The sequence below is a fragment of the Novosphingobium lindaniclasticum LE124 genome (genome assembly GCF_000445125.1).
Lineage (GTDB): Bacteria > Pseudomonadota > Alphaproteobacteria > Sphingomonadales > Sphingomonadaceae > Novosphingobium > Novosphingobium lindaniclasticum.
On sequence record NZ_ATHL01000137.1, the window covers coordinates 15,819 to 40,121 of the forward strand.

Genomic DNA, 24,303 nt, shown 5'->3' on the forward strand with positions numbered 1-24,303 from the left:
CTCAGCGATCCGCCGTGTCGAACGGCTGGGTTCCAGTCGGAACCCCGTCCGGCCCGGCGACGATGCGCTCGATGCGCGCCTGCGCGGCGTCCAGCCGCTTCTGGCAATGCTGGCGCAGCGCATCGCCGCGTTCGTAGAGCGTGATCGAATCGTCGAGCGGCACGTCGCCGCTTTCGAGACGGCGCACCACGTCTTCCAGCGCGCGCAGCGCATCCTCGAAGCTCATCCCAGCGATTTCGCCGATTTCGGCACTCTTCTCAGTCATGAAGCCTGCAATGAAGCGCCCGCGTTCACCGGTCAAGGCGGGACTGGAGGACATCGCGCCGAAGCCCGCGGTCGGCCGCTGTAAAATCGCCTTGTTTTTCGCTCTAGCGAAGCGTCCCACTCGGCGCTAAGGCGCGTCGCATGTCCGAAATCACCCCCGATGTCGTCGAGGCCCACGGCCTCAATTCCGAGGAATACGAGCGGGTCCTGAACGCGCTCGGCCGAGAGCCCAACCTGGTTGAGCTCGGCATCTTCTCGGTCATGTGGTCCGAGCACTGCTCGTACAAGTCGAGCCGCTTCCACCTGAAGAAGCTGCCCACGACGGCCCCCTGGGTCATCTGCGGCCCCGGCGAGAATGCCGGCGTGATCGACATCGGCGATGGGCAGGCCGCCATCTTCAAGATGGAAAGCCACAACCACCCTAGCTACATCGAGCCTTTCCAGGGCGCCGCCACCGGCGTCGGCGGCATCCTGCGGGACGTCTTCACCATGGGCGCCCGCCCGGTCGCCAACATGAACGCGCTGCGCTTCGGCCGTCCCGACCACCCCAAGATGAAGCATCTGGTGCAGGGCGTGGTCGAAGGCATCGGCTCCTACGGCAACTGCGTGGGCGTGCCCACCGTCGGAGGTGAAACGAATTTCCACAAGGCCTACGACGGCAACATCCTGGTCAACGCCATGACCGTGGGCGTCGCCGAGACGGACAAGATCTTCTACTCGGCCGCCACGGGCCTGGGTAACCCGATCGTCTACGTCGGTTCGAAGACCGGCCGCGACGGCATCCACGGCGCCACCATGGCCTCTGCCGACTTCGACGAGAAGTCCGAGGAAAAGCGCCCGACCGTGCAGGTAGGCGACCCCTTCACCGAAAAGCTGCTGATCGAGGCCTGCCTCGAACTCATGGCCACCGACGCGATCGTCGCGATCCAGGACATGGGCGCGGCCGGCCTCACCTCCTCCTCGGTCGAAATGGCCAGCAAGGGCGGCGCCGGCATTCGCCTGAACATGAACAAGGTGCCCTGCCGCGAAGAGGCGATGACGCCTTACGAGATGATGCTCTCGGAAAGCCAGGAGCGCATGCTCATGGTGCTTCAGCCCGGCAAGGAAGCCATGGCCGAGGCGATCTTCAAGAAGTGGGAACTGGATTTCGCCGTGATCGGCGAAGTGACCGATACCGGCCACATGGTTCTCGAGTTCAACGGCGAAGTGGTCTGCGACATTCCCCTGGGTCCGCTGGCCGACGACGCGCCGGAATACGAGCGCCCTTACGTTTCTCCTGAGGAATACAAGGCCTGGGCCAAGGTTCCGGCGCTGGGCGAGGTGGCGGAAAGCGCCGACATCGGCGCCGACCTGCTCAAGCTGATGGGCACGGTGGACCTCGCCTCGCGCAAGTGGATCTGGGAGCAGTACGACAGCCAGGTCGGCGGCGACACCATGCAGAAGTCCGGCGGCGACGCGGCCGTGGTGCGCATCCACAATACGCAGAAGGCGCTGGCGATCAGCACCGACTGCTCGCCCCGCTATTGCTACGCAGACCCCTACGAGGGCGGCAAGCAGGCCGTGGCCGAGACCTATCGCAACATCAGCGCCGTGGGCGGCCTTCCGCTGGCCATCACCAACTGCCTGAACTTCGCGAACCCGCAGCGCCCCGAAATCATGGCGCAGATCGTGGGCTGCCTGAACGGCATGGGCGACGCCTGCCGCGCGCTCGACTATCCGATCGTCTCGGGCAACGTGTCGCTCTACAACGAATCGAAGGCGACCGGCGGCGGCTCGGCGATCCTGCCGACCCCGGCCATCGGCGGCGTGGGCCTGCTGGCAGACCACGAGAAGATGGCGACCCTCGCGTTCAAGAACACCGGGGACGAGATCTTCGTGCTGGGCGGAAACGGTTCGCACCTCGGCCAGTCGCTCTGGCTGCGCGAGATCGCGGGTCAGGAAGCCGGTGACGCGCCGAAGGTCGATCTCAAGCTGGAGGCCGAGAACGGCGCCCTGATCCGCGACTGGATCAATGCCGGCAAGGTCACGGCGGTCCATGACGTCAGCGACGGCGGCCTTGTCGTCGCCCTTGCGGAAATGGCGCTTGCCAGTGGCCTCGGCTGCAATCTCGAAGTGGAACTGTCCACCGCGGAAGCCTTCGGCGAGGACCAGAGCCGCTATGTCGTCACGGCGCCGGCCGGCACCGAGCTTCCCGGCGCAGTTCGCATCGGCACGGTTGCAGGCACCAAGGTCCTTGGCAACGAAGTGACCGCGCTTCGCGAAGCCAACGAGGCTTTCTTCAAGGACTGGATGGAGGCCTGATCGCCTTCCTCCGCTTAGAGAAACGAAAGGGCGCCTACAGGGCGCCCTTTTTTCATCCCCCTCCCCACTTTGGTCATCTGCGAGAAATGGATGTAGTTCGCCGCGGTGTTGCCTCAGGTCCCGCCGCTGGAGGATGCCAGCACATTAACGGTCAGCGCCAGAATGCCGAGGTTGAAGGCAAAGGCGAATAGCCCGTGGAACGTCGAGATCCGGCGCACGGCGGAATCGGTGATCTCTATGTCCGCCGTCTGACAGGTCATGCCGATCACGAAGGCGAAGTTTACGAAGTCCGCGAAATCCGGCGTGCACCCGCCGGGAAAATCCAGCCCTTTGCGATCCGCTCCCTCCCGCGCGGAATAGTAGAGACGAGCGTAATGGAAGGCGTAGATGAGGTTGGCGAATGTCCAGCAGGCCAGCAGCGTCACGACAAGAAGCGCGATCTCGCCAGGAACGAGGCTCTTGTTGTCGAGCACCAGAGTGCCCAGCGCGGCCAGGATCACGGAGGAGATCAGTCCCGTCAGCAGGAGCAGCAGGACCTGCCCGGCGTCGTCACGCTTCGCCTGTCGGCGCATGACCTCCGGGTTGCCGTCCCGCCACAAGGGCACGCACGATAGGACGAAGACGATGACCGCAAGATCGAAGGCGGTAACCACCGCCTCGACCGCGCCGATCACCGCCAGCAGCGGCCAGACGGATGTCGCCAGGACGGCAAGGAACAGAAGATAGCGAGGGTGCGACAGCCGGTTCAGGATCGAGGTTCCACTGCCCGCCATCGCCCCTCGCTCCTTCAGCCGCGAACCCATTCCTGCTCGTCGATGCCGAGCAGGCGCAGAACGCTGGTAAGGTCACCCCGGTCCACCCAGCCGTTGGCCGCCGCGCGGGCTTTGGGCTTGGCGTGATAGGCGATGCCGTAAGTCGCCGCTTCCAGCATCGGGATGTCGTTGGCACCGTCACCCGTGGCAAGGCTGGTGACATGGCCGCCGAGCGCTTCGACTTCGGCCAGCAGGGTCGCCTTCTTGACCGAACTGTCCACGATCGGCCCGGCAAGGCCGCCGGTCAGCTTGCCGTCCGCGACTTCCAGCCGGTTGCCCACCACATGTTCGAATCCCAGCCGCTCTGCGACGGGGTCGGCGAAGTGGTGGAAACCGCCGGTCACCAGCACGGTGCGGCAGCCGAACTTCTTGAGCGTCTCTACCAGCGTGCGCGCGCCGGGCATCGGTTTGATGCGGCTCGCCAGGCATTCCTCGACCGCATCGACCGAAAGCCCCTTGAGAAGTCCGACACGCTCCCGCAGCGCCTGTTCGAAATCGAGTTCGCCCTGCATCGCCCGCTCGGTGATCTCGGCGATGCGCTCCTTGAGGCCGGCAAAATCGCCTAGTTCGTCGATGCACTCCTGGCCGATCATGGTCGAATCCATGTCGGAGATGAAAAGGCCGGGAATCGTCGGTTCGTGATCGCAGACGAGACCGTCGGTCGGCGCGAAATGGTCATCCAGGGCTTTGCGCAGAGCGGCCGCATCCTCGTCCGGAGAGGCGATCTGCATTGTCGTTTCGCAGAAGTCGAGCATCGCCGCCGATGCGAGCCGAACGCCGCTTTCCTGCATTTCTGCCCGAGCCGCATCGATTCTTGCCGAGAGGTGGTCCGGTTCTGCTATCAGCCGCGCAATGAGCACTGCGAATTCCCTTGAAGCTGCGTATGAAAATTCCACCGGCGGCGCGTCCGCGGGACACAAGCCGCCGCTCGCGCTCATCGCAGGGCCGACCGCCAGCGGCAAGAGCGATTGTGCCGTCGCGCTTGCCCAGGAGCTGGAACGGCGCGGTCGGCGGGCCGTGGTGGTCAATGCCGACAGCTCGCAGGTCTATGCCGACCTCACCGTCCTTAGCGCCCGCCCTACCGCCGAAGAGATGGGCGGCATCGAGCACCGGCTGTTCGGTGCCTGGGACGGCACCGCGACCTGCTCGGCGGCGCAATGGGCCCGCGCCGCGCGTGAGGCCATAAGTGCGATCCATGCCGAGCAGGCCGTGCCGGTGCTCGTCGGCGGAACCGGCCTCTATATCCGCACCCTGCTGGACGGCATTGCACCGGTTCCCCAAATCGCGCCCGATATCCGCGAGGCCGTGCGCGCCCTGCCCGTTACCGAAGCCTATGCGGCCCTCGCGATCGAAGATCCGGAACGGGCATCTCGTCTGGCCCCGGCAGACACCACACGTATCGCCCGCGCGCTCGAAGTCGTGCGCTCCACGGGCCAGTCGATCGGCTACTGGCAGGCGCAGACCAGCGGCGGCATCGGCGACCAAGTCTCGGTTCACGCCGCCATCCTGCTGCCTGAACGGCAGGCCCTCTATGGCCGCTGCGACATGCGTTTCGCGCGCATGATCGAACGCGGCGCACTTGCGGAAGTCGAAGCCCTGCTCGCCCGCGATCTCGACCCCGACCTTCCCGTCATGCGTGCGATCGGCGTTCCCGAACTGGCCCAAGTGCTGCGCGGCGAAACGACGCTGGAAGAAGCGACGGCGCGCGGCTCCCAGGCCACCCGCAACTACGCCAAGCGCCAGTTCACCTGGCTGCGCCACCAGCCTCCGCAAGAATGGACAAGGATCGAGTTCGAATATTTCGACGAAAATTCTCCTAGAGATAGATTATTTCATGTTATGGGGTTGACGTAACATTTTCGTCCCCTTAGAGCCCGCTCATCCGCTGATGAAAGTATGCGGGTGGGAGAGGGAGGACCCGGCATGGCACCTGCTGCGCCGGGTCTGTTTTCATCATAGTTCGCTTCAGGGCGAATCTTGGTTTTTTGGTAATGCGGGCCGAAATCGGCGCGCAATATTCGAAGGGCAGCCCACCTCTCGGGAAACGCCCACGAATCGGTAAAGGAATGTGTTGTGACTGAAGAGCGCAGCGGCGCGAACATCCTGGTCGAAAGCCTGGTCAAGCAGGGGGTCGAATTCGTATTCGGCTATCCCGGCGGTGCCGTGCTACCGATCTACGATGCTCTATTCGGCGACGAGCGACTTCGGCACATCCTGGTCCGTCACGAAGCCGGCGCCGCCCATGCCGCGGAAGGTTATGCGCGTTCCACCGGCAAGCCCGGCGTGGTGCTCGTTACTTCCGGTCCGGGCGCGACCAATGCCATCACCGGCATCGCCGACGCCTTCATGGATTCGATCCCGCTGGTCGTCATTACCGGACAGGTTCCCACGGCACTGATCGGCTCCGACGCTTTCCAGGAAGCGGACACCGTCGGCATCTCGCGCCACTGCACCAAGCATAATTATCTGGTGAAGGATCCGGCTGAGCTGGCGGGCATTATCGACGAAGCCTTCCAGATCGCCACCTCCGGCCGTCCCGGCCCGGTACTGATCGACATCCCCAAGGACGTCCAGATTGCCAGCGCCCTCTGGAACGATGCGCCGGCCCAGCGCCGCCAGCGCTATTCCCCGCGCACCGAAGGCACTGCTGACGAAATCGCCCAGGCCGTCGAGATGATCGCTCGTGCGAAGGCGCCGGTGTTCTATACCGGCGGCGGCGTCATCAATTCGGGGCCGCGCGCCACCGCCCTGCTGCGCGCGCTTCAGGAAAAGATCGGCGCGCCCGTCACCTCGACGCTGATGGGCCTCGGCGCCTTCCCGGCCGATCATGCGGACTGGTTGGGCATGCTGGGCATGCATGGCACGTACGAAGCCAACTTCGCGATGAACCAGGCCGACCTGATCGTCTGCGTCGGTGCCCGCTTCGACGACCGCGTGACCGGCCGCCTCGACGCTTTCGCGCCGAACTCGGAGAAGATCCACATCGACATCGACCGGGCCTCGATCAACAAGACGGTTCGCGTCGACCTGCCGATCATCGGCGACTGCGCGACCGTGCTCGACCAGATCCTGACGCTCTGGGGTGATCGCAAGGGCCAGGACATTTCCGCGTGGAAGACCCGCGTCGAGGGCTGGCGCGAGAAGAAGAGCCTCTCGTTCCCGCTGTCCGACAAGGCGATCATGCCGCAGCTCGCGGTGCAGCGCCTGTTCGAATTGACCAAGGACAAGGATCCGGTCATCTCGACCGAAGTCGGCCAGCACCAGATGTGGGCTGCGCAGTATTTCCACTTCTTCGGTCCGAACAAGTGGCTGACGTCGGGCGGTCTCGGCACGATGGGCTACGGCCTGCCCGCCGCGATCGGCGCGCAGCTCGGCAACCCGGACAGCCTGGTCATCGACATTGCGGGCGACGCCTCGATCCAGATGAACATCCAGGAACTGGGCACCGCCACGCAGTATCGCCTGCCGGTGAAGATCTTCATCCTCAACAACGAGTGGATGGGCATGGTCCGCCAGTGGCAGGAATTGACGTACGAGAGCCGCTTCTCGCAATCCTATTCGGAAAGCCTGCCGGACTTCGTGAAGCTGGCCGAGGCTTATGGCTGGAAGGGCATCCGCATCGAGAATGAAAGCCAGCTCGATGCCGGTATCCAGGAAATGATCGACTACGACGGCCCCGTCATCGTCGACTGCCTGGTCGCCAAGGAATCGAACTGCTTCCCGATGATCCCCTCGGGCGCGGCGCATACCGAAATGATCCTCTACGGCGACACCGTGGCCGGCACGATGGACGACGAAGCCAAGGCTCTGGTCTGAGACGCGCGCGCAGGATCCGAAAGACATATCATGATGCACATCAAGCAAGAGGCCGAGGAACGCCACGTCCTCACCATCACCGTCGATAACGAGGCGGGCATTCTCGCCAAGATCGCCGGCCTGTTCACCGCGCGCGGCTACAACATCGACAGCCTGACCGTGGCTGACATCACCGAGAACCACGCGGTGAGCCGGATCACCATCGTCACCCACGGCCCGCCGAGCCAGATCGACCAGATCCATGCCCAGCTCGAACGCCTGGTGCCGGTGCACAAGGTGGTGGACCTCACCGAAGTCGGCCCCCACGTCGCCCGCGAACTGGCGCTCATCAAGGTGGCGGGCCTGGGCGAGAAGCGCGTAGAGGCGCTGCGCCTGGCCGACATCTTCCGGGCCAAGGCCGTGGACACCACGACCGAAAGCTTCATCTTCGAACTCACCGGCGCGCCGGACAAGATCGATACTTTCGTGCAGCTGATGCGCGATCTCGGCCTCGTCGAAGTCGGCCGCACCGGCATCGTCGCGATGATCCGCGGGCCGCACGAAGCGTAACACGTAATCCGTCGTCCCGGACCCGATCCGGGACCGCTGGCAGGGCCCACCCGCTTCCCGAACGAAGCCCCGCCTGAAGACAGACACCGATCCCGCACGAAGTCCGGGATGACGAATGAGGAAAGACAAATGAAGGTCTATTACGACGCCGATTGCGACATCAACCTGATCGCCGACAAGAAGGTCGCGATCCTGGGTTATGGCAGCCAGGGCCACGCCCACGCGCAGAACCTGCGCGATTCGGGCGTCAAGAACGTCGCCATCGCGCTTCGCGAAGGCTCGGCTTCGGCCAAGAAGGCCGAGGCCGCCGGCTTCAAGGTGCTCGCCAACGCCGAAGCCGCCGCCTGGGCCGACGTCCTCATGATCCTCGCACCCGACGAGCATCAGGCCGCGATCTACGCTGCCGACATTCACGACAACCTGAAGCCCGGCGCGGCACTCGCCTTCGCCCACGGCCTCAACGTCCACTTCGGCCTGATCGAGCCCCGCGCCGACATCGACGTGTTCCTGATCGCGCCGAAGGGCCCCGGCCACACCGTGCGCGGCGAATACGTCAAGGGCGGCGGCGTGCCCTGCCTGATCGCGATCCACCAGGACGTGACCGGCAACGCACAGGACGTCGCTCTGGCCTACGCTTCGGGCGTCGGCGGCGGCCGTTCGGGCATCATCGAGACCAACTTCCGCGAGGAATGCGAAACCGACCTGTTCGGCGAGCAGGCCGTGCTCTGCGGCGGCACCACCGCCCTGGTCCAGGCCGGTTTCGAGACGCTGGTGGAAGCCGGCTACGCCCCGGAAATGGCCTACTTCGAATGCCTTCACGAGCTGAAGCTGATCGTCGATCTGATGTATGAAGGCGGCATCGCCAACATGCGCTACTCGATCTCGAACACCGCCGAATACGGCGACATCAAGACCGGCCCGCGCATCATCACCGAAGAGACCAAGAAGGAAATGAAGCGCGTTCTGGAAGACATCCAGTCCGGCCGTTTCGTGAAGGACTTCGTGCTCGACAACCGCGCCGGCCAGCCGGAACTGAAGGCTTCGCGCATCGCCGCCAAGCGTCACCCGATCGAGGAGACCGGCGCGAAGCTGCGCGCCATGATGCCGTGGATCGGCGCCAACGCGTTGGTGGACAAGGCAAAGAACTGATCCCCATCGCGCTTTTCGCGTTTGACGGAAGTTCAGAGGCGGCGCAGAAATGCGCCGCCTCTTTTCTTTGGAGCAGATCCATGCGCCGTTCGCACATTGCCATCGTCCTCGCCGCCGCAGCCGCCCTCGGCGCTCCCGTGATCGCCCAGTCCGGCCCGGGCGGAGGCCCCGGTGGCGGTGGGCGTGAGCGGATGGAGATGCTGCGCGGATCGGGAACCCCCGCCGACGTCAAGGCCGGCACTTACGCGCTCGAGCCCGGCCACACGCAAGTCACGTTCAGCGTCTCGCACATGGGCATCTCGCCTTACGCCGGGACGTTCTCCGGCGGCAGCGGTTCGCTGACGCTCGATCCGAACAAGCTGTCGGCCACCAAGCTCAGCGTCACCATCCCGGTCACTTCGGTGCAGACCACCAGCGACAAGCTCACCGAGGAACTGCGCAGCGCCGACTGGCTGGACGCCGCCAAGTTCCCGACCGCCACTTTCGTCGCCACTTCGGTCACGCCGCGCGGGACTGACTCCGCCGCGATCGAGGGTACGCTTACGCTGCACGGCGTCAGCAAGCCCGTCACCATCGCCGCGCGCTTCTTCGGCGCCGCCCAGAATCCCATGAGCAAGAAGGACTCAATCGGCTTCATCGGCCGCGTGCAGATCAAGCGCTCCGAATTCGGCGTGACCAAGTACGTGCCGCTGGTGTCGGATGAGACCGTCCTGGTCATCAACGCCGCCTTCGAAAAGCAGTAACCCCTCAGGCGCCGTTCAGGGCTGGAAGCTCAGAGACGGCGCCGCGATACATTCGACAGGAGATCGGCATGAAGAACAGACTGACCGCCCGCCTCGCCCCGGCCTTTACGCTGGCGACGGCGATTGTCGCCCTTTCGGCCTGCTCCAGCACCGGGAGCGACAACATGGCTGAAGCACCTCCCCCGCCCCCCTCGATGGAACCCAGCTGCGGCGCCGACCAGCTCGCGGCCTACGTGGGCCAGCCCGCCAGCGACGAAGCGATCGCCGCGATCACCGCCTGGCGCGGCGGCAAGCCGATGCGCGTCCTCAAGCCCGGTACGGCGGTGACGATGGATTTCCGACCGGACCGCCTGAATGTGCAGGTCGACGAACAAGGCAAGATCAAGGGCTTCACCTGCACCTGACGAGCCTGTACAAGACTTTCGGATATCTTGATCCGGGCGCCGCTGTCGGCCAGGCATTTCGGCTTGATCTCAGCAGGGCCCCCGGATGACCGACATAGACGAAATCGAGCGCGACAGCAGCCTTGCCCGTGTCGAAGCCTTCTCCGACGGCGTGCTGGCCATCATCATCACGATCATGGTCCTGGAGCTGAAGTCCCCGGTCACCGAGGGACTCGAAGCATTCTGGCCGCTCTGGCCGACATTCGTCGCCTATGTGCTGAGCTATGCCTATGTCGCGATCTATTGGGTGAATCACCACCGGCTGCTGGGACACGCCCGGATTGTCACGGGAGGACTGCTCTGGTCGAACATGCTGCTGCTGTTCGCGCTGTCGCTGATCCCGTTCTCGACCGCCTATCTCGGAGAGCGTCACTTCAGCCGCGAGGCGACGCTTCTTTACCTTGCAACGATGCTGATCCCTGCGTTTGCCTATATCCTGTTGCAAGCACGGGTCGCCGCCACGGGAGCGAAGACCGTCGCCAGCCGGCGCTATCACAAGGCCTCGCATCGTAAGGGGCTTACGGCTGCGGCGGTCTATGCTCTCGGTATTCCGCTCACTTTGCTGTCACCCTGGCTGGGCATCGCTTGCGCCGCGCTAGTGGCAGTGTTCTGGATCCTGCCATGGAGCGGGCTCGACCGGCTGTTCCTGGACCGCCATCCTCCAGCCGAGAGCCGGTAGCGACAGTTTGTTGCGCGATGCGGCTGCCTTCAAGCAACGGCAGGCCTTTTGTGCTTTACATCGGTGCTCCCAATGCTCATAGGCTGCGGCATGACCCTTCGTCTTGGCCTAACCCTGCGACTTATCCGCCCTTGGGCGTGAGGTGACGCGTCGGTCCTGCGGCGCGCTCGGCGCTCAAGGGGACCCGGAAAAGACCGGCCAGAACGGACCGGCAAGCCAGTGTAACGAAGATCATTTCCGAGCGAGATACCCCATGACGATGCTGCAAGACCCCTCGGTCAAGTACCGCCCCTTCCCGCAGATCGACCTGCCGAACCGCCAGTGGCCCTCGCAGGTCATCACCAAGGCGCCGCGCTGGCTCTCCACCGATTTGCGCGACGGCAACCAGGCGCTGATCGATCCGATGGGCGCAGAGAAGAAGAACCGCTTCTTCGATCTGCTGGTCAAGGTCGGCCTCAAGGAAATCGAAGTCGGCTTCCCCAGCGCTGGCGCGACCGAGTTCGATTTCATCAATGGGTTGGTAAAGAACGATCGCATTCCCGAGGACGTGCTGGTTCAGGTGCTGACCCAGTCGCGCGAAGACCTGATCACCCGCTCGTTCGAGAGCCTGGAAGGCGTCCACGCCGCGATCGTCCATCTCTACAACGCGGTTTCGCCGCTGTGGCGCAACGTCGTGTTCGGCATGGAACAGCATGAGATCAAGGCGATCGCGACGAGCGGCGTCAAAGTCATGCGCGATCAGGCCGCGAAGTATCCGGACACCAAGTGGCAGTTCGAATATTCACCGGAGACCTTCTCGACCGCCGAACTCGATTTCTCGATCGAGGTCTGCGAGGCAGTGATGGAAATCCTCCAGCCTACGCCGGAAAATCCGATCATCCTCAACCTGCCGGCCACGGTCGAAGCGGCGACGCCCAACGTCTATGCCGACCAGATCGAGTATTTCTGCCGCAATCTGCCGAACCGCGAGTCGGCTGTGATCTCGCTGCATACCCATAACGACCGCGGCACCGGCGTCGCCGCCGCCGAACTGGGCCTGATGGCCGGCGCCGACCGGGTCGAGGGCTGCCTGTTCGGCAATGGCGAGCGCACCGGCAACTGCTGCCTCGTCACCGTGGCGATGAACATGTACACGCAGGGCGTTTCGCCGGGCCTGGACTTCTCGGACATCGACGAAGTCATTCAGACGGTCGAATATTGCAACCAGCTCAAGGTCGCCGAACGCCATCCCTACGGCGGTGAACTGGTCTTCACCGCCTTCTCCGGCAGCCACCAGGACGCCATCAAGAAGGGCTTCGCCGCGCAGGAAAAGCGCAACGACGAGATCTGGGCGGTGCCCTACCTGCCGATCGATCCTGCCGATCTCGGCCGTGACTACGAGGCGGTGATCCGGGTCAACTCGCAGTCCGGCAAGGGCGGGTTCGCCTGGGTGATCGAGCAGGACCAGGGTCTCAAGCTGCCCAAGCGCATGCAGGCGCACTTCTCGAAGCATGTCCAGGAACTGGCCGACGAACTCGGCCGCGAGCTCCAGGCGGCCGACATCTGGGACGTGTTCCGCAAGACCTACCGCATCGACGATCCGCAGCATTTCCAGTTGATCGACTGGGAAGAAGCCAAGGCCGCCGACGGCACCCGTGTTTTCGCCGGCAAGATCGGCGTCGAAGGCAAGGAGCAGTCGGTTTCCGGCCGGGGCAACGGTTTGATTTCCTCGGTTGCCGCCACACTGGCGGAGAGCTTCGGCGTGGCGCTCGACGTGCGTGACTATGCCGAGCATTCGATGGGCCAGCACACCGATGCGCGCGCTGCCGCCTATGTCGAATGCGTCACGCCGGACGGTCGGGTCGTCTGGGGCGTCGGCATCGACGAAGACGTGGCGACCGCCAGCGTTCGCGCCGTCCTCAGCGCCGCCAATACGGTGCGCGCCGTCTGAGCCTTGCTGCCGAAATGAAATCGATTAAGGGCGGGGGTTCACGAACCCTCGCCCTTATTTGTGTGCACTAAGAACGCTGCCACACTGTCGACCATGACCGAGACACGGCTCATCTTGCGTACGCAAATTAACGATGTTCCGTGAGGAACCGATTATAACCGCAGCCAATTTTTCCTGGAAATCCAGTAGGAGCCGGGATGTCCATACAGTTCTATCTTGCAACCTCGTTCATATTCCCCCGCTCGCTGAGACTGAGGTTGTTCGCGATCTGCTTCGTCGCCACGCATCTTCCCCTGCTTGGCTATTGCGCCTGGGGTCTGGCGACCGGGCGGATCGCACTCTTCGAATTCGTCCTGCTCACCCTGGCGACGGTGATCGGCACCGGATTGGCGCTTTACGGGATCGGCGCGCTGCTCAACCCCATCCATGCCCTGGCGAACGCGCTCAACAGGAGTGAAGAGGATCGAGTTGCCCTTCCTGAGGTCGGCGATGTGATCCAGACGCTCTACGCTGGAGTTCACCGCGCAGCCACGGCTACGCGCGCGCAGATGGAAGACCTCAGCATCGCCGCGCTCGAGGATCCGCTGACCGGGATCGCCAACCGGCGCGGCTTCCTCCGGCAGTTGACCGCCCTGCCCGCGCCGCAGCGAAAAGGCTGCGTCGCCATCGTCGACATCGACTTCTTCAAGCAGGTCAACGACAAGCTGGGCCACGATGAAGGCGACCGCGTACTCTGCGCCTTCGCCGATCGGCTTTCCTCGCAGATCCGCCGCGCCGACATCGTCGCCCGCTGGGGCGGCGAGGAATTCGCGATCCTGTTCCACGAATGTATCGAGGATGAGGCCGACTGGACCCTCTCCCGGATCGCCGCTCGCATGCGGGAAGAGCCGATCGCCACTGTCGAGGGGCGGCCGATCACCTTCTCCGCCGGGCTCTGCTGCTGGAATGGTGAGGACATCGAGGCCGCGCTGCATCTGGCGGATGAGGCGCTCTACGAAGCCAAGCGCGACGGGCGCGATTGTATCTGCCGCGCTCTTTCCGCTGGCGATCCCCAGACCACGGAATAGCGGTTACGCTTCAGTGGAACCGAAAAGGGCGGCCCGAAAGCCGCCCTTTTCCTTTATGCCTAGCGCATAGCCGCCGATCAGTCGCCGGTCAGGATGCGATCGACCAGTTCCTTCACCGTCGGCGTGTAGCCGTTCGAATAGAAGGGATCCTGCTTGAACTTGTAGGCGGCATGACCCGCGAACATCAGGTTCTCGTCGATCGGCCCGCCGTGGGCGATGTCCTGGAGCGTCTTCTGGATGCAGAAGCTGCGCGGATCGGCCAGACGCCCGGTGGTGTAATCGTCATGATCCTTCCACGACGAGAACCCGCAGTGCGACAGACAGCCCATGCAGTCGGCCTGGTCCTTGCGGATTTCGTCGCGCTCGACCGGGTTGACGAAGATGATCGTGTCGTCGGGGGTGCGCAGGCCGTCGGTGAAGCCCTGGGCCGACCAGGCGCGGGCACGATCGAGATCCTTGGGGGCGACCCAGAAGTTCTTGCCTTTCACGCCGACGTCCAGGCGCACGGTGTGCTCGCCGGCCTCGACCTTCGAGTAAGGGATCTGACGCTCCGAGCGCGCTTCGAGGTTGCGCAGGAACGGGTTGCGCACGGCCGACGAGTAGAAACCGGTCGGCGAGAAGCGGTGCAGCAGCACATCGCCCGGCTCCAGCGTACGCAGGTGATCTTTCCACGCCTGCGGGATCGGGCTTTCCTGGGTCAGCAGCGGACGAGTGCCGTACTGGAAGGCGATCGACCCGAGTTCCGGATTGTCGATCCAGTTCTCCCAATCGCGCAGGAACCAGACGCCGCCGGCCATGACGATCGGCACGCTGTCTGCGATACCCTCGGCCCGCATGGTGTCGCGCAGGGCTTTCACGCGGGGATAGGGATCTTCCGGCTTGAGCGGGTCTTCCGCGTTCGAAAGGCCGTTATGACCGCCGGCCAGCCACGGGTCCTCGTAGACGACCGCGCCCATGAGGTCCGGGACTTTGTGATAGGCCCGCTTCCAGAGCGCGCGGAAAGCGCGGCCCGAGCTGACGATCGGCAGGTAGTTGACGTTGAAGCGCGCCGCGATCTCCGACAGCTTGTAGGGCATGCCCGCGCCGCAGGTGACGCCGGTCACCATGCCCCGCGTCTTGTTCAGCACGCCTTCGAGAATCGTCTGGGCGCCGCCCATTTCCCACAGGACGTTGATGTTGATCGCGCCTTTGCCGCCTGAAATGTCGTAGGCGCGGCGCACCTGCTCGACCGCGCCGTCGATGGCGTAATCGATCAGTTCCTGATGGCGTTCCTTGCGCGTCAGGGCATTGTAGACCTGCGGGACGATCTTGCCTTCGGCGTCGTAGCTATCGGCATTGACGGCACTGACCGTGCCGATGCCGCCGGCCGCGGCCCACGCGCCCGAACTCATGTGGTTGGTCGCGGCAACGCCCTTGCCGCCCTCGACGAGCGGCCAGACTTCGCGTCCACCATAGACAATCGGCTTGAGACCCTTGAAACCCATCTTCTCTTTCGTCTTTCCCCCGGCGCATGGCACGCCGGTTCAGCGGCCCTGTATACGCCCTGTGCTACTGACGCACTACTTTTGCGTCATGGTGTTGCCGGATAACCGGCAAGGTACGATGTTTTCCGGCTCCGGCCTTGGGCCGGCAACCTCGAACTGCGCGTAGTAGCCCTGAAGCTCCGGCTTACGGACAAATTCCGTCAAGCGAAAGCCCATGGACGCAAATTCGCAGAAAAGCAGTTGCGGCGGGATACCGTGGCTGTCGCTGGCGCGATCTACATCAACAACCACGACACGCCCACCCTCGCGCAGGGAGGGCCGCAAGTGCCAGAGGAACGCGTAAGGCTCGGCGACTTCGTGATACATGTGGACCAGGAAGACGCGGTCGAAGCTGGCTTCCGGTAGCTTGGGATCGTCCTGCGTGCCGAGCTTGATGGAGACGTTCTCCAGTTCCTCGCGCATGACGCGGTTGCCCAGGCGCTCGTTCGCCTCCCTGTCGATGTCCTCGGCCAGCACCCGCCCCTTGGTGCCGACCCGCTGAGCAAGACGGACGGTGTAATAGCCCTCGCCCGCGCCGAGATCAGCCACGCTCATGCCCGGCTCGATCTTCGCCAGATCCATCACGACTTGCGCTTCGTTCAGGCTGTCGCGCTGGACTTCGCTGCCCACCGCGCCGTCGGGCGTCCTGGAGACCGGCCGATCCGCCACCGGGAAAGCGCGCGCGCTTTCGGGCCGCGATTCGTCCACCGGCTCGCGGTGGCACGCTCCCAGAGCCAGCCCGGCAGCCAGCGCCGAGGCCATCATCGCGGCACGACAGGAAAAGCGGAAGGACAAGCGCATGCGGCCCTTTAGCGGCTGGGCCCGCACTTGGCAAAGTCATGCCAGGGGCGGGCCGTTCGCGACCTCAGTCGACGTCTTCCACTTCGACCTTCTCACCGGTCACGCGCTGCGAAAGCGCGGCCGCCATGAAGGGATCGAGCGCGCCGTCGAGCACGTCACCCGGCGCAGTGGAGACGACGCCGGTGCGCAGGTCCTTCACCTGCTGATACGGCTGAAGCACGTAGGAGCGGATCTGGTGGCCCCAGCCGATGTCGCTCTTGCTGGCGTGTTCGGCGCTGGCCGCTTCCTCACGCTTGCGCATTTCCTCCTCGAACAGGCGCGCCTTGAGCATGCCCATCGCGATCTCGCGGTTCTTGTGCTGCGAACGGTCGATCTGGCTGGCCACGACGATGCCGGACGGAGCGTGGGTGATGCGCACCGCCGAGTCCGTGGTGTTGACGTGCTGACCGCCCGCCCCGGACGCGCGGTAGGTATCGATCTTCAGGTCGGCCGGGTTGATCTCGATCTCGAAACTGTCGTCGATCACCGGGTAGACCCAGACCGACGAGAAGCTCGTATGGCGGCGCGCCGAGCTGTCATAAGGGCTGATACGGACCAGACGGTGGACGCCGCTTTCGGTCTTGGCATAGCCGTAGGCATTCTCGCCCTTGATCAGCAGGGTGCAGCTCTTGATGCCGGCGGCTTCACCGGCGTGATAATCGACCAGTTCAACCTTGTAGCCGTGACGCTCGGCCCAGCGCGTGTACATGCGCTGAAGCATTTCGGCCCAGTCCTGGCTTTCGGTGCCGCCGGCGCCGGCATGGACTTCGAGGTAGGTGTCGTTGGAGTCCGCTTCACCCGAAAGCAGCGCGGTGACCTTGTCCCGGTCCGCGCGCTCGGCCAGTTCGGCCAGAGCAGCGAGACCTTCGTTGATGGTTTCCTCGTCGCCTTCCATCTCGCCCAGTTCGACGAACTCGACGGCGTCCTGCATTTCGCGGCCGATCTCGTTCACGGCGCCGATCGCGGCTTCCAGGCGGCGGCGTTCCTTCATCACCGCTTCCGCTTCTTTGGGCTTGTCCCAGAGCGTGGGATCTTCGACGCGCGCGTTCAGCTCGTCGAACCGGCGCAGGGCACGGTCCCAGTCGAGGAACTTGCGGACCAGCGCGAGGGCCTTCTCGATACGCGCAATGTGGGCCTGCCCTTCGGCACGCATGACTTGAAACTCCCAAGAAGCGACAGCGCGCGCATAGCGCAGCGACGGCCTATGTAAAGCACCCGCGAACACCGCACGGAACAAACGGCGCTCTTACGCGCCAATGGGGGGCTTGTTCAAGGCAGGAAGTGATCGCCTGCCCGAACGGCCTGCTCAGCGCCTGCGCGCCTTCAATGCTTGAGCTTCTTCACCGCTTCGAGCGTCAGCTTCACATGATCGCGGTAGTCGAGTTCGGAATGGACCATCGTGATCCGCCCGTCCTGCGCGATCACATAGCTGGTCCGGTCGGTCATCCCGGCGGGTGCGCCATCCCGCTTCAGGGCAACGTCGTAGGCCTTGATCACGGCGGGCGTAGCGACGGCCACGGCGAACTTGTCGCGGCAGGCCTCGGTCGAGAACTTCTGGAGCGTGGGCAGGTCGTCGTTCGACATGCCGACCACGGTGGCGCCGAACCTGGAGAAGTCCTGGGTCGCGTCGGCGAAAGCATGGGCTTCCAGGGTGCAGCCCTGGGTGAAGGCCTTGGGGTAGAAGTAGAGCACGACCGGCCCCTTCTTCAACGCCGCCTTCAGATCGAAGCGCATCACCTTGCCGCCCTTGGCACCCTGGGTGGAAAAGGCCGGCGCCTTGGCTCCGACCGGCAGAGCGGCCTGTGCAGAACCGGCGGAAACGACCAGGGCGAGAGCCGCGGCGGCGGCAGGCAGGATCTTGCGCATGGCAGCAATCTGGACCGCTCGAACACGCCTGTCCAGCCCCCTCGCATCTTCCGATCGGCGGCCTGGCCTCTGTAGCCCCCGCCCCCGTAATGTCCCCGATTTCAAGGTGCGAGCTTCCGGCGCAGGATGGCGATCCTGGGACGAGGGAGAGACCGACAGGATGCCGCAATCCGACGATCAGCCTGGCCTCCGCCCGCGATGCGCGGTCGTGACCGGCGCCGGTTCGGGGATCGGGAAAGCCGCCGTCATGGCTTTCGCCCGCATGGGCTGGCATGTCATCGGCACTGGACGTGGCGCCGAACGGTGCGCAGCGGCCGAAGCGGAGATTCGCGCAGCCTGCTCTGCCTCGGCCCGCATGGACATGGTGCGGGGCGACTTCTCCGAGATGCACGAGGTGCGCCGCGTGGCCTTGGAAGTCCGCGACTTGACCGCCGAAGTAGACGTTCTCGTCAATAATGCAGGCGAAGTGCGATGCCTTCTACGGCACGTCAGAGGGCCTGAGGCGACATTGGCCGCGAACCATCTGGCGCCTTTCCTGCTGATCCGCGAACTCCGGCCGCTGTTCGAACGCGCGGCGGGAGATGCGCCGCCGGGGCTGGTGCACGTGATCGCCGTCAGTTCGAGCTGGCACCGGACCTGTCGCGGCATGCGATGGTACGACCTGATGATGAGGACCGCCGTCGATCCCGGCGCGGCCTATCGCCAGGCCAAGCCGGAACCAACGCCGCATGCCCCGGAGACCCGGCCATGCCGACGTCCCTCGCCGCCTGCGCCGCGCCCGAACGCCCGGCCCGCACGATCGTGTGGCTGGGGACCGATCCCGAACTCGGCGGCAAAGGCGGCGACTACTTCCACGACCTCGCCGGGGAGCAGCCAGCGCCTCAGACCATGGACGATGCGGAAGCCGAAAAGCTCTGGCGGGAGAGCGAGCGCATTCTGGCCGACGTTCTCCAAGTTGCAAGCTGACCCGCTGCAAGGGCCGCCCCGCGCCGCGTCTTGACGAAGCGGTCGCGAGACGGCGTGCGACCCGTAAAGGGCTATCGCAGCGCGGACCGAAAAGTTCCGGCCTGCGCGGCCGACCGCAACGGAGGAGGAGCGATCGACAACGACGCAGGCGTCCTACAGGAGTTCCCGAACGATTGCACCCCGCCCGAGCCTATAAAAATAGATAGGGATCAATTTTTCTCCCGGCCCGAACGTCGCGCATGCCGCCCGCAATCCCGCGCCTGCGCTCTTGACCTGCCGGCACCTCTTTCGCAAAGCCTCCGGCAACCGAGAGGGAAACCGACGATGAATGCCTTCGCGCAAGACAACCGCCCGCGTCGCAGCGCGCTCTACCTCCCCGCCTCCAATGCCAAGGCCATCGCCAAAGCCCGTACGCTGCCCTGCGACATGGTCGTGCTCGATCTCGAAGATGCCGTCGCGCCCGAGGCAAAGGCCGAAGCCCGCGCCGCCGCCATCGCCGCGGTCGCCGAAGGCGGCTTCGGACACCGCGAAGTCGCCATCCGCACCAACGGCATCGACACCGAATGGGGCGCCGCCGACCTTGCCGCCGTCGCCGCCTCACAGGCCGATGCCGTGCTCGTTCCCAAGGTCAATTCGCCCGAGGACATCGCCCGCTACGACGCCGCCCTCTCCCCCGCACACGATCGGATGCAGCTCTGGACGATGATCGAGACCTGCGAGAGCGTCGGCAACCTGCCCCGGCTCGCCGCGACGGCGCGCACCACGCGGCTGTCGCTCTGGATCATCGGCACCAACGATCTCGCCAAGGAGATGCGCGCGCAGCTTACGCCCTGCCGCACGCCGTTCCTGCCCTTCCTCGCGATGGCCGTAGCCGCCGCGCGCGCGCATGGCCTCACGATCCTCGACGGCGTCTGCAATGAATTCCGCGATCTCGACCTCTTCGAGGCCGAAGCACGACAGGGCCTGATGTTCGGGTTCGACGGCAAGAGCCTGATCCACCCCGCTCAGATCGAACCCTGCAACACCGTGTTCTCCCCTAGCACGGACGACCTCGAATGGGCGCAAGGGGTGATTGCGGCTTTCGGCTTGCTCGAGAACCAGGGCAAGGGCGCGATCCGGGTCGATGGCAAGATGACCGAACTGCTGCATCTGGAGCAGGCGCGGCGGCTGGTTGAGGTTGCGCAGCGGATCAAAGCGATGAAGTAAAGGGAAGTCCTGGGGGGTGATCCCCCAGACTCTCGAAAAGTCGGCGTTGCGCACCGCTTTGCCTCGCGCGTTCCTTGTCGGGTAGCGGATGCGTCTTCCGGCGGGGATAGATCTCCCTGATACTTCGTCATTGCGGGGAGGCGAAGCCGACGCGGCAATCCAGAGCGGCCGACACACCGCTCTGGCCGCTTCAAAGAAAGCGTCAGCCCTCGCCCTTCGACCCGGGCACGCGCGCGATCTCGCCCGGCTCGTTGGCGATGACTTTCAGAACCGCCGTCCAGGCATCCACGTTCTGCTGGAGCGCCGCAGGATCGACTTTGTCCAGCGTGTCGTCCGGCGTGTGGTGCAGGTCGAAATAGTGCATGCCGTCCTGACCGAGATCGACCACCGCCAGTTCCTGCTTGGCGATGATGCCGGAGACATCCGCGCCGCCGGTAGCCGCGCCCTCGTGATAGACGATGCCCATCGGCCAGAGCGCGGCCTTGATCTTGTCCGCCGTGGGCTTGTTGCGGTCGCCCAGGGTCAGGCGGAACTGCCAGACCTTGTCGGCACCGAAATCACTCTCCATCGCCACGGCATGGGGCTCGTTGCCGTGCATCTCGGCGTAGGCCTTGCTGCCCCCGCCGGTGACGCCCATTTCCTCGTTGCCGGCCCAGAGCACGCGGATGGTGCGCAGGGTCTTGCCTTCCTTCTGCGCCGCCAGCGCGGCGGCGGTGACGATGCCGCAGCCCGAAGCGTCGTCGATCGCGCCGGTTCCCAGATCCCAAGAATCGAGGTGGCAGGCCAGCACGATCTTCGGCAGCGAGGGATCGCGGCCGGGCAGATCGGCGATGACATTGCCCGACGGTGCGTCCGGGAACGGCTTGCCGAGCAGGGTCAGATCGATCTCCATCGGCTTGCCGCGCTTGGCGATCCGCGCGATCAGATCGGCATCGGGATTGGACACCGCCCCAGCCGGAATAGCGGCGACATCCTTGGCGAAGACGGTGACGCCGGTATGCGGATTGCGATGGCTGTCCGTGCCGGCCGAGCGGATGACGATCGCCGCAGCCCCCTTCTGCGAGGCGATCGACGGACCGCGGCGGCGCACGTCGCCATAAGGACCATAGCCTGAACCGTCCTGCGCCGCGCGCATGGCATGATCGACGAAGGCCACCTTGCCCTTGAGCGAACCTTCCGGCGCGGCGCGCAGTGCATCCAGCGTCGGGAAGTAGACCATTTCGGCCTGGATGCCCTTGGCAGGCGTCGGCGCCGACAGACCCAGCGCGGCGATCGCCAGCGGCTGCGAATAGGGTGCCGTGAGCTTCGCGCGTTCCTCGCCGCGTTTCCAGGCAAGCGTCTTGAACGGCTCGATCTTCACGTTCTCGAAGCCCAGCGCGATGAGCTTGACCTCGGCCCAGGCGCGTGCCTGCCCTTCCTGCGGCGACCCGGCCAGCCGGGGGCCGATTTCCGTCGTCAGGCCCTCGACGATCTCCCAGGCAACCCCGGCCCCCTCGGTCGGCGCGGCCTGCGCAGGAGCCAGGAGCGGAGCGGCAGCGAGGAGCGGAGCGGCAGCGAGGAGCGGAGCGGCAGCGAGGAGCGGAGAGGCGGCGAGAGGCGCCGCACGAGAGAATCTGCGTTGCATTGCAGATGCGTAACGCCCCCGGTCGCTTCTGCCAACCGGCCTGAAAGTGTCTTCGCACATCGGTCGGCAAGGCCTGCCGAAAACCGCCTGCGGCGCGCTGTCCGGCGGTGCCCTTGGCAAGGGGCTCTCGCACCTGTAGAGCGAGCGGCAACTTTTCCGATCCAGATCCTATTTCCAGAGGAAACCGATGGCTGCCCAATACGCCTTCGTCATGAAGGGCATGACCAAGACCTTCACCGGCGCCCCGAAGCCGGTGCTGAACGACATCAACCTGCAGTTCTACCAGGGTGCCAAGATCGGCATCGTCGGACCGAACGGCGTCGGCAAGTCGACCCTGATCAAGATCATGGCCGGCATCGACACAGATTTCACCGGCGAAGCCTGGGCGGGTGAGAACATCACCGTCGGCTATCTCGAGCAGGAACCGGAACTCGATCCGACCAAGACCGTGCTCGAAAACGTCAAGGACGGCGCCCGCGCGACCGCCGACATGGTCGAGCGCTTCAACGCGATCGGCATGGAGATGGGCGAGGAAGACGCCGACTTCGAAGCGCTCGGCGCGGAAATGAGCGAACTGCAGGACAAGATCGACGCGGTGGACGGCTGGACGCTCGACAACCAGCTCGAAATCGCGATGGAAGCACTGCGCTGCCCGCCGGGCGACTGGCCCGTGGAAAGCCTCTCGGGCGGTGAAAAGCGCCGCGTGGCCCTCACCCGCCTGCTGATCCAGAAGCCGTCGATCCTGCTGCTCGACGAACCGACCAACCACCTCGACGCCGAATCCGTCGAATGGCTGGAAAATCACCTCAAGGAATACGCGGGCGCGGTGCTGATGATCACCCACGATCGCTACTTCCTCGACCACGTGGTGGACTGGATTCTCGAACTCGACCGCGGGAAATACTTCCCCTACGAAGGCAACTACTCCACCTATCTGGAGAAGAAGGCCAAGCGCATGGAGCAGGAGGACCGCGAGGAATCCGGCCGCCAGAAGGCGCTCAAGGACGAGCTGGAGTGGATGCGGCAGACCCCCGCCGCCCGCCAGACCAAGTCGAAGGCGCGTATCCGCAAGTTCGAGCAGCTTCAGGAAGCCCAGGCCGGCCGCAAGCCCGGCAAGGCCCAGATCGTCATCCAGGTGCCGGAGCGCCTGGGCGGCAAGGTGATCGAGGTGAAGAACATCTCGAAGGCCTTCGGCGACAAGCTGCTGTTCGAAGACCTGTCGTTCATCCTGCCGCCGGGCGGCATCGTCGGCGTCATCGGCCCGAACGGCGCCGGCAAGTCCACGCTGTTCAAGATGCTCACCGGCAAGGAACAGCCCGACAGCGGCTCGATCGAGATCGGCTCGACCGTGCACCTCGGCTTCGTAGACCAGAGCCGCGACCACCTCGATCCCAAGAAGAACGTCTGGGAAGAAGTGTCCGATGGCCTCGACTACATGAAGGTCAACGGTCACGACATGTCGACCCGCGCCTACGTGGGCGCGTTCAACTTCAAGGGCGCCGACCAGCAGAAGAACGTCGGCAAGCTTTCGGGCGGTGAACGCAACCGCGTCCACATGGCCAAGATGCTCAAGGAGGGTGGCAACGTCCTCCTGCTCGACGAACCGACCAACGACCTCGACGTCGAAACGCTGGGCGCGCTGGAAGAAGCCATCGAGAACTTCGCGGGCTGCGCCGTGGTCATCAGCCACGACCGCTTCTTCCTCGACCGTCTGGCGACCCATATCCTGGCGTTCGAGGGCAACAGCCACGTCGAATGGTTCGAAGGCAACTTCGAGGCTTACGAGGAAGACAAGCGCCGCCGCCTCGGCGACGCGGCTGATCGTCCGACCCGGCTGGCCTACAAGAAGCTGACGCGCTGATATCCTGCCCGGTTGAACAACAAGGCCGTCGCTCTTCGGGGCGGCGGCTTTGTTCATTTCTGGGCGCATCAAGATGAACGAGAGGCTTTACCTCGGTTCACCAATCCGACAGTGCCTTTGCCTTAGTAACGTGCTCAGGATGGACCGCCATCGCCGGGCGGCGAATCCGGTTTGGAGAACCGGAAAATGAAAAAGGAACACACACTAAAGGCGAAGAAGCTTCTCTCGGCAGCGGCCATGGGCGCTATGGCCCTGGCCGCGGCGGGACTTGCCATTCCCACCGCCGCCATGGCCCAGTCTCGTCAGGAACGCACACGCGGTGAAGATCGCGGCGAACGACGCGGGGGCAACGACGGCGCTTATCGTCCCGCACAGCAGCAACGCCCCCAGCGTCCCGAAGTCGCCCGTCCGCAGGCGCCGCAGCGTGCCCAACCGGCGTGGCGCGGAGAAGCCCGCCCGCAGCCGCAGCAGGCAGGCCAGGCTCAGCGCCCCGATCGCCCCGTAGTACGCGGCAACCCGGACTGGACCTCCGGCGTCCGCTGGAACAACGGCGCCACGCCGGATAACCTGCGCGGCAATTCGCGCAATGACGATCGACGCGACAACGATCGTCGCTGGAACAACAACGACAATCGCCCGGATCGCGGCAACTGGGGCCGCGATC

General features: G+C 64.7%; 21 protein-coding genes and 2 pseudogenes. 15 read left to right on the forward strand and 8 right to left on the reverse strand.

What is annotated here, in order from left to right; genetic code table 11:
- Nucleotide 1 precedes the first annotated feature (1 nt).
- Nucleotides 2-265, reverse strand: a complete 264-nt coding sequence (locus L284_RS43665; protein ID WP_031343027.1) for an exodeoxyribonuclease VII small subunit — start codon at nt 263-265, stop codon at nt 2-4.
- A gap of 140 nt (nt 266-405) precedes the next feature.
- Between L284_RS43665 and purL the strand changes: the two genes are divergently transcribed.
- The gene (gene purL, locus L284_RS43670; protein ID WP_021235720.1) at nt 406-2,565 is read left to right on the forward strand and encodes a phosphoribosylformylglycinamidine synthase subunit PurL; all 2,160 of its coding nucleotides are present in this window, start codon (nt 406-408) and stop codon (nt 2,563-2,565) included.
- A gap of 113 nt (nt 2,566-2,678) precedes the next feature.
- On the opposite strand, the gene L284_RS43675 is transcribed toward purL, so the two are convergent.
- Together L284_RS43675 and serB are read right to left on the reverse strand one after the other, a co-directional pair.
- Nucleotides 2,679-3,338 (reverse strand): DUF1345 domain-containing protein, encoded by a 660-nt coding sequence (locus L284_RS43675; protein WP_052018451.1) that lies wholly within the window; start codon nt 3,336-3,338, stop codon nt 2,679-2,681.
- A 14-nt stretch (nt 3,339-3,352) separates the two neighbouring features.
- A complete protein-coding gene (gene serB, locus L284_RS43680; protein ID WP_031343037.1) occupies nt 3,353-4,237 on the reverse strand; it encodes a phosphoserine phosphatase SerB in 885 nt (294 codons plus the stop codon).
- Between serB and miaA the strand changes: the two genes are divergently transcribed.
- From miaA to L284_RS43725, 9 genes are all read left to right on the forward strand, one after another.
- Nucleotides 4,230-5,231 (forward strand): tRNA (adenosine(37)-N6)-dimethylallyltransferase MiaA, encoded by a 1,002-nt coding sequence (gene miaA, locus L284_RS43685; RefSeq protein WP_021235723.1) that lies wholly within the window; start codon nt 4,230-4,232, stop codon nt 5,229-5,231. The genes serB and miaA overlap by 8 nt on opposite strands.
- Nucleotides 5,232-5,450: 219 nt before the next feature.
- Complete coding sequence (gene ilvB, locus L284_RS43690) at nt 5,451-7,193, forward strand: biosynthetic-type acetolactate synthase large subunit (protein WP_021235724.1); 1,743 nt, start codon at nt 5,451-5,453, stop codon at nt 7,191-7,193.
- A 30-nt stretch (nt 7,194-7,223) separates the two neighbouring features.
- Nucleotides 7,224-7,742 (forward strand): acetolactate synthase small subunit, encoded by a 519-nt coding sequence (ilvN, locus tag L284_RS43695; protein WP_021235725.1) that lies wholly within the window; start codon nt 7,224-7,226, stop codon nt 7,740-7,742.
- 129 nt (nt 7,743-7,871) lie between these two features.
- Entirely contained in the window at nt 7,872-8,891 is a 1,020-nt protein-coding gene (ilvC, locus tag L284_RS43700; protein WP_021235726.1) for a ketol-acid reductoisomerase, read from the forward strand.
- An 80-nt stretch (nt 8,892-8,971) separates the two neighbouring features.
- Nucleotides 8,972-9,634, forward strand: coding sequence for a YceI family protein (locus L284_RS43705; RefSeq protein ID WP_021235727.1), 663 nt, complete (start codon nt 8,972-8,974; stop codon nt 9,632-9,634).
- Between the two features lie 68 nt (nt 9,635-9,702).
- Entirely contained in the window at nt 9,703-10,038 is a 336-nt protein-coding gene (locus L284_RS43710; protein WP_021235728.1) for an I78 family peptidase inhibitor, read from the forward strand.
- 85 nt (nt 10,039-10,123) lie between these two features.
- The gene (locus L284_RS43715; RefSeq protein WP_021235729.1) at nt 10,124-10,756 is read left to right on the forward strand and encodes a TMEM175 family protein; all 633 of its coding nucleotides are present in this window, start codon (nt 10,124-10,126) and stop codon (nt 10,754-10,756) included.
- Between the two features lie 253 nt (nt 10,757-11,009).
- Entirely contained in the window at nt 11,010-12,686 is a 1,677-nt protein-coding gene (gene leuA, locus L284_RS43720) for a 2-isopropylmalate synthase (RefSeq protein WP_021235730.1), read from the forward strand.
- Nucleotides 12,687-12,889: 203 nt separating this feature from the next.
- Nucleotides 12,890-13,753, forward strand: coding sequence for a GGDEF domain-containing protein (locus L284_RS43725; RefSeq protein WP_031343033.1), 864 nt, complete (start codon nt 12,890-12,892; stop codon nt 13,751-13,753).
- Nucleotides 13,754-13,830: 77 nt separating this feature from the next.
- Here the strand turns inward: L284_RS43725 and L284_RS43730 are convergent, their stop codons facing one another.
- The 4 genes from L284_RS43730 to L284_RS43745 all read right to left on the reverse strand — a co-directional run bounded on the left by L284_RS43730 (nt 13,831) and on the right by L284_RS43745 (nt 17,982).
- Nucleotides 13,831-15,237, reverse strand: a complete 1,407-nt coding sequence (locus L284_RS43730; protein ID WP_021235732.1) for an NAD(P)H-dependent flavin oxidoreductase — start codon at nt 15,235-15,237, stop codon at nt 13,831-13,833.
- A 75-nt stretch (nt 15,238-15,312) separates the two neighbouring features.
- On the reverse strand, nt 15,313-16,077 hold the full coding sequence (locus tag L284_RS43735) for a class I SAM-dependent methyltransferase (protein WP_021235733.1): 765 nt from the start codon (nt 16,075-16,077) through the stop codon (nt 15,313-15,315).
- A 64-nt stretch (nt 16,078-16,141) separates the two neighbouring features.
- Nucleotides 16,142-17,269, reverse strand: coding sequence for a peptide chain release factor 2 (gene prfB / locus L284_RS43740; protein WP_021235734.1), 1,128 nt, complete (start codon nt 17,267-17,269; stop codon nt 16,142-16,144).
- A 170-nt stretch (nt 17,270-17,439) separates the two neighbouring features.
- The gene (locus L284_RS43745) at nt 17,440-17,982 is read right to left on the reverse strand and encodes a peroxiredoxin (RefSeq protein WP_021235735.1); all 543 of its coding nucleotides are present in this window, start codon (nt 17,980-17,982) and stop codon (nt 17,440-17,442) included.
- 247 nt (nt 17,983-18,229) lie between these two features.
- Here L284_RS43745 and L284_RS48880 point away from each other — a divergent pair.
- From L284_RS48880 to L284_RS43755, 3 genes and pseudogenes are all read left to right on the forward strand, one after another.
- Nucleotides 18,230-18,496: pseudogene (locus L284_RS48880) on the forward strand (SDR family NAD(P)-dependent oxidoreductase); the annotation flags it as partial.
- Nucleotides 18,497-18,729: 233 nt separating this feature from the next.
- On the forward strand, nt 18,730-18,948 hold the full coding sequence (locus L284_RS48885) for a Rossmann-fold NAD(P)-binding domain-containing protein (RefSeq protein ID WP_021235736.1): 219 nt from the start codon (nt 18,730-18,732) through the stop codon (nt 18,946-18,948).
- A 324-nt stretch (nt 18,949-19,272) separates the two neighbouring features.
- Nucleotides 19,273-20,154 (forward strand): HpcH/HpaI aldolase/citrate lyase family protein, encoded by an 882-nt coding sequence (locus tag L284_RS43755; protein ID WP_021235737.1) that lies wholly within the window; start codon nt 19,273-19,275, stop codon nt 20,152-20,154.
- Nucleotides 20,155-20,356: 202 nt separating this feature from the next.
- Here L284_RS43755 and L284_RS43760 read toward each other — a convergent pair whose 3' ends face one another.
- Nucleotides 20,357-21,778: a M28 family peptidase gene (locus L284_RS43760; RefSeq protein ID WP_021235738.1), complete on the reverse strand. Its 1,422-nt coding sequence runs from the start codon at nt 21,776-21,778 to the stop codon at nt 20,357-20,359.
- 187 nt (nt 21,779-21,965) lie between these two features.
- Here L284_RS43760 and ettA point away from each other — a divergent pair, with 187 nt between their 5' ends.
- A complete protein-coding gene (gene ettA, locus L284_RS43765) occupies nt 21,966-23,639 on the forward strand; it encodes an energy-dependent translational throttle protein EttA (protein WP_021235739.1) in 1,674 nt (557 codons plus the stop codon).
- A gap of 186 nt (nt 23,640-23,825) precedes the next feature.
- A pseudogene (locus tag L284_RS47045) lies at nt 23,826-24,303 on the forward strand (hypothetical protein); the annotation flags it as partial.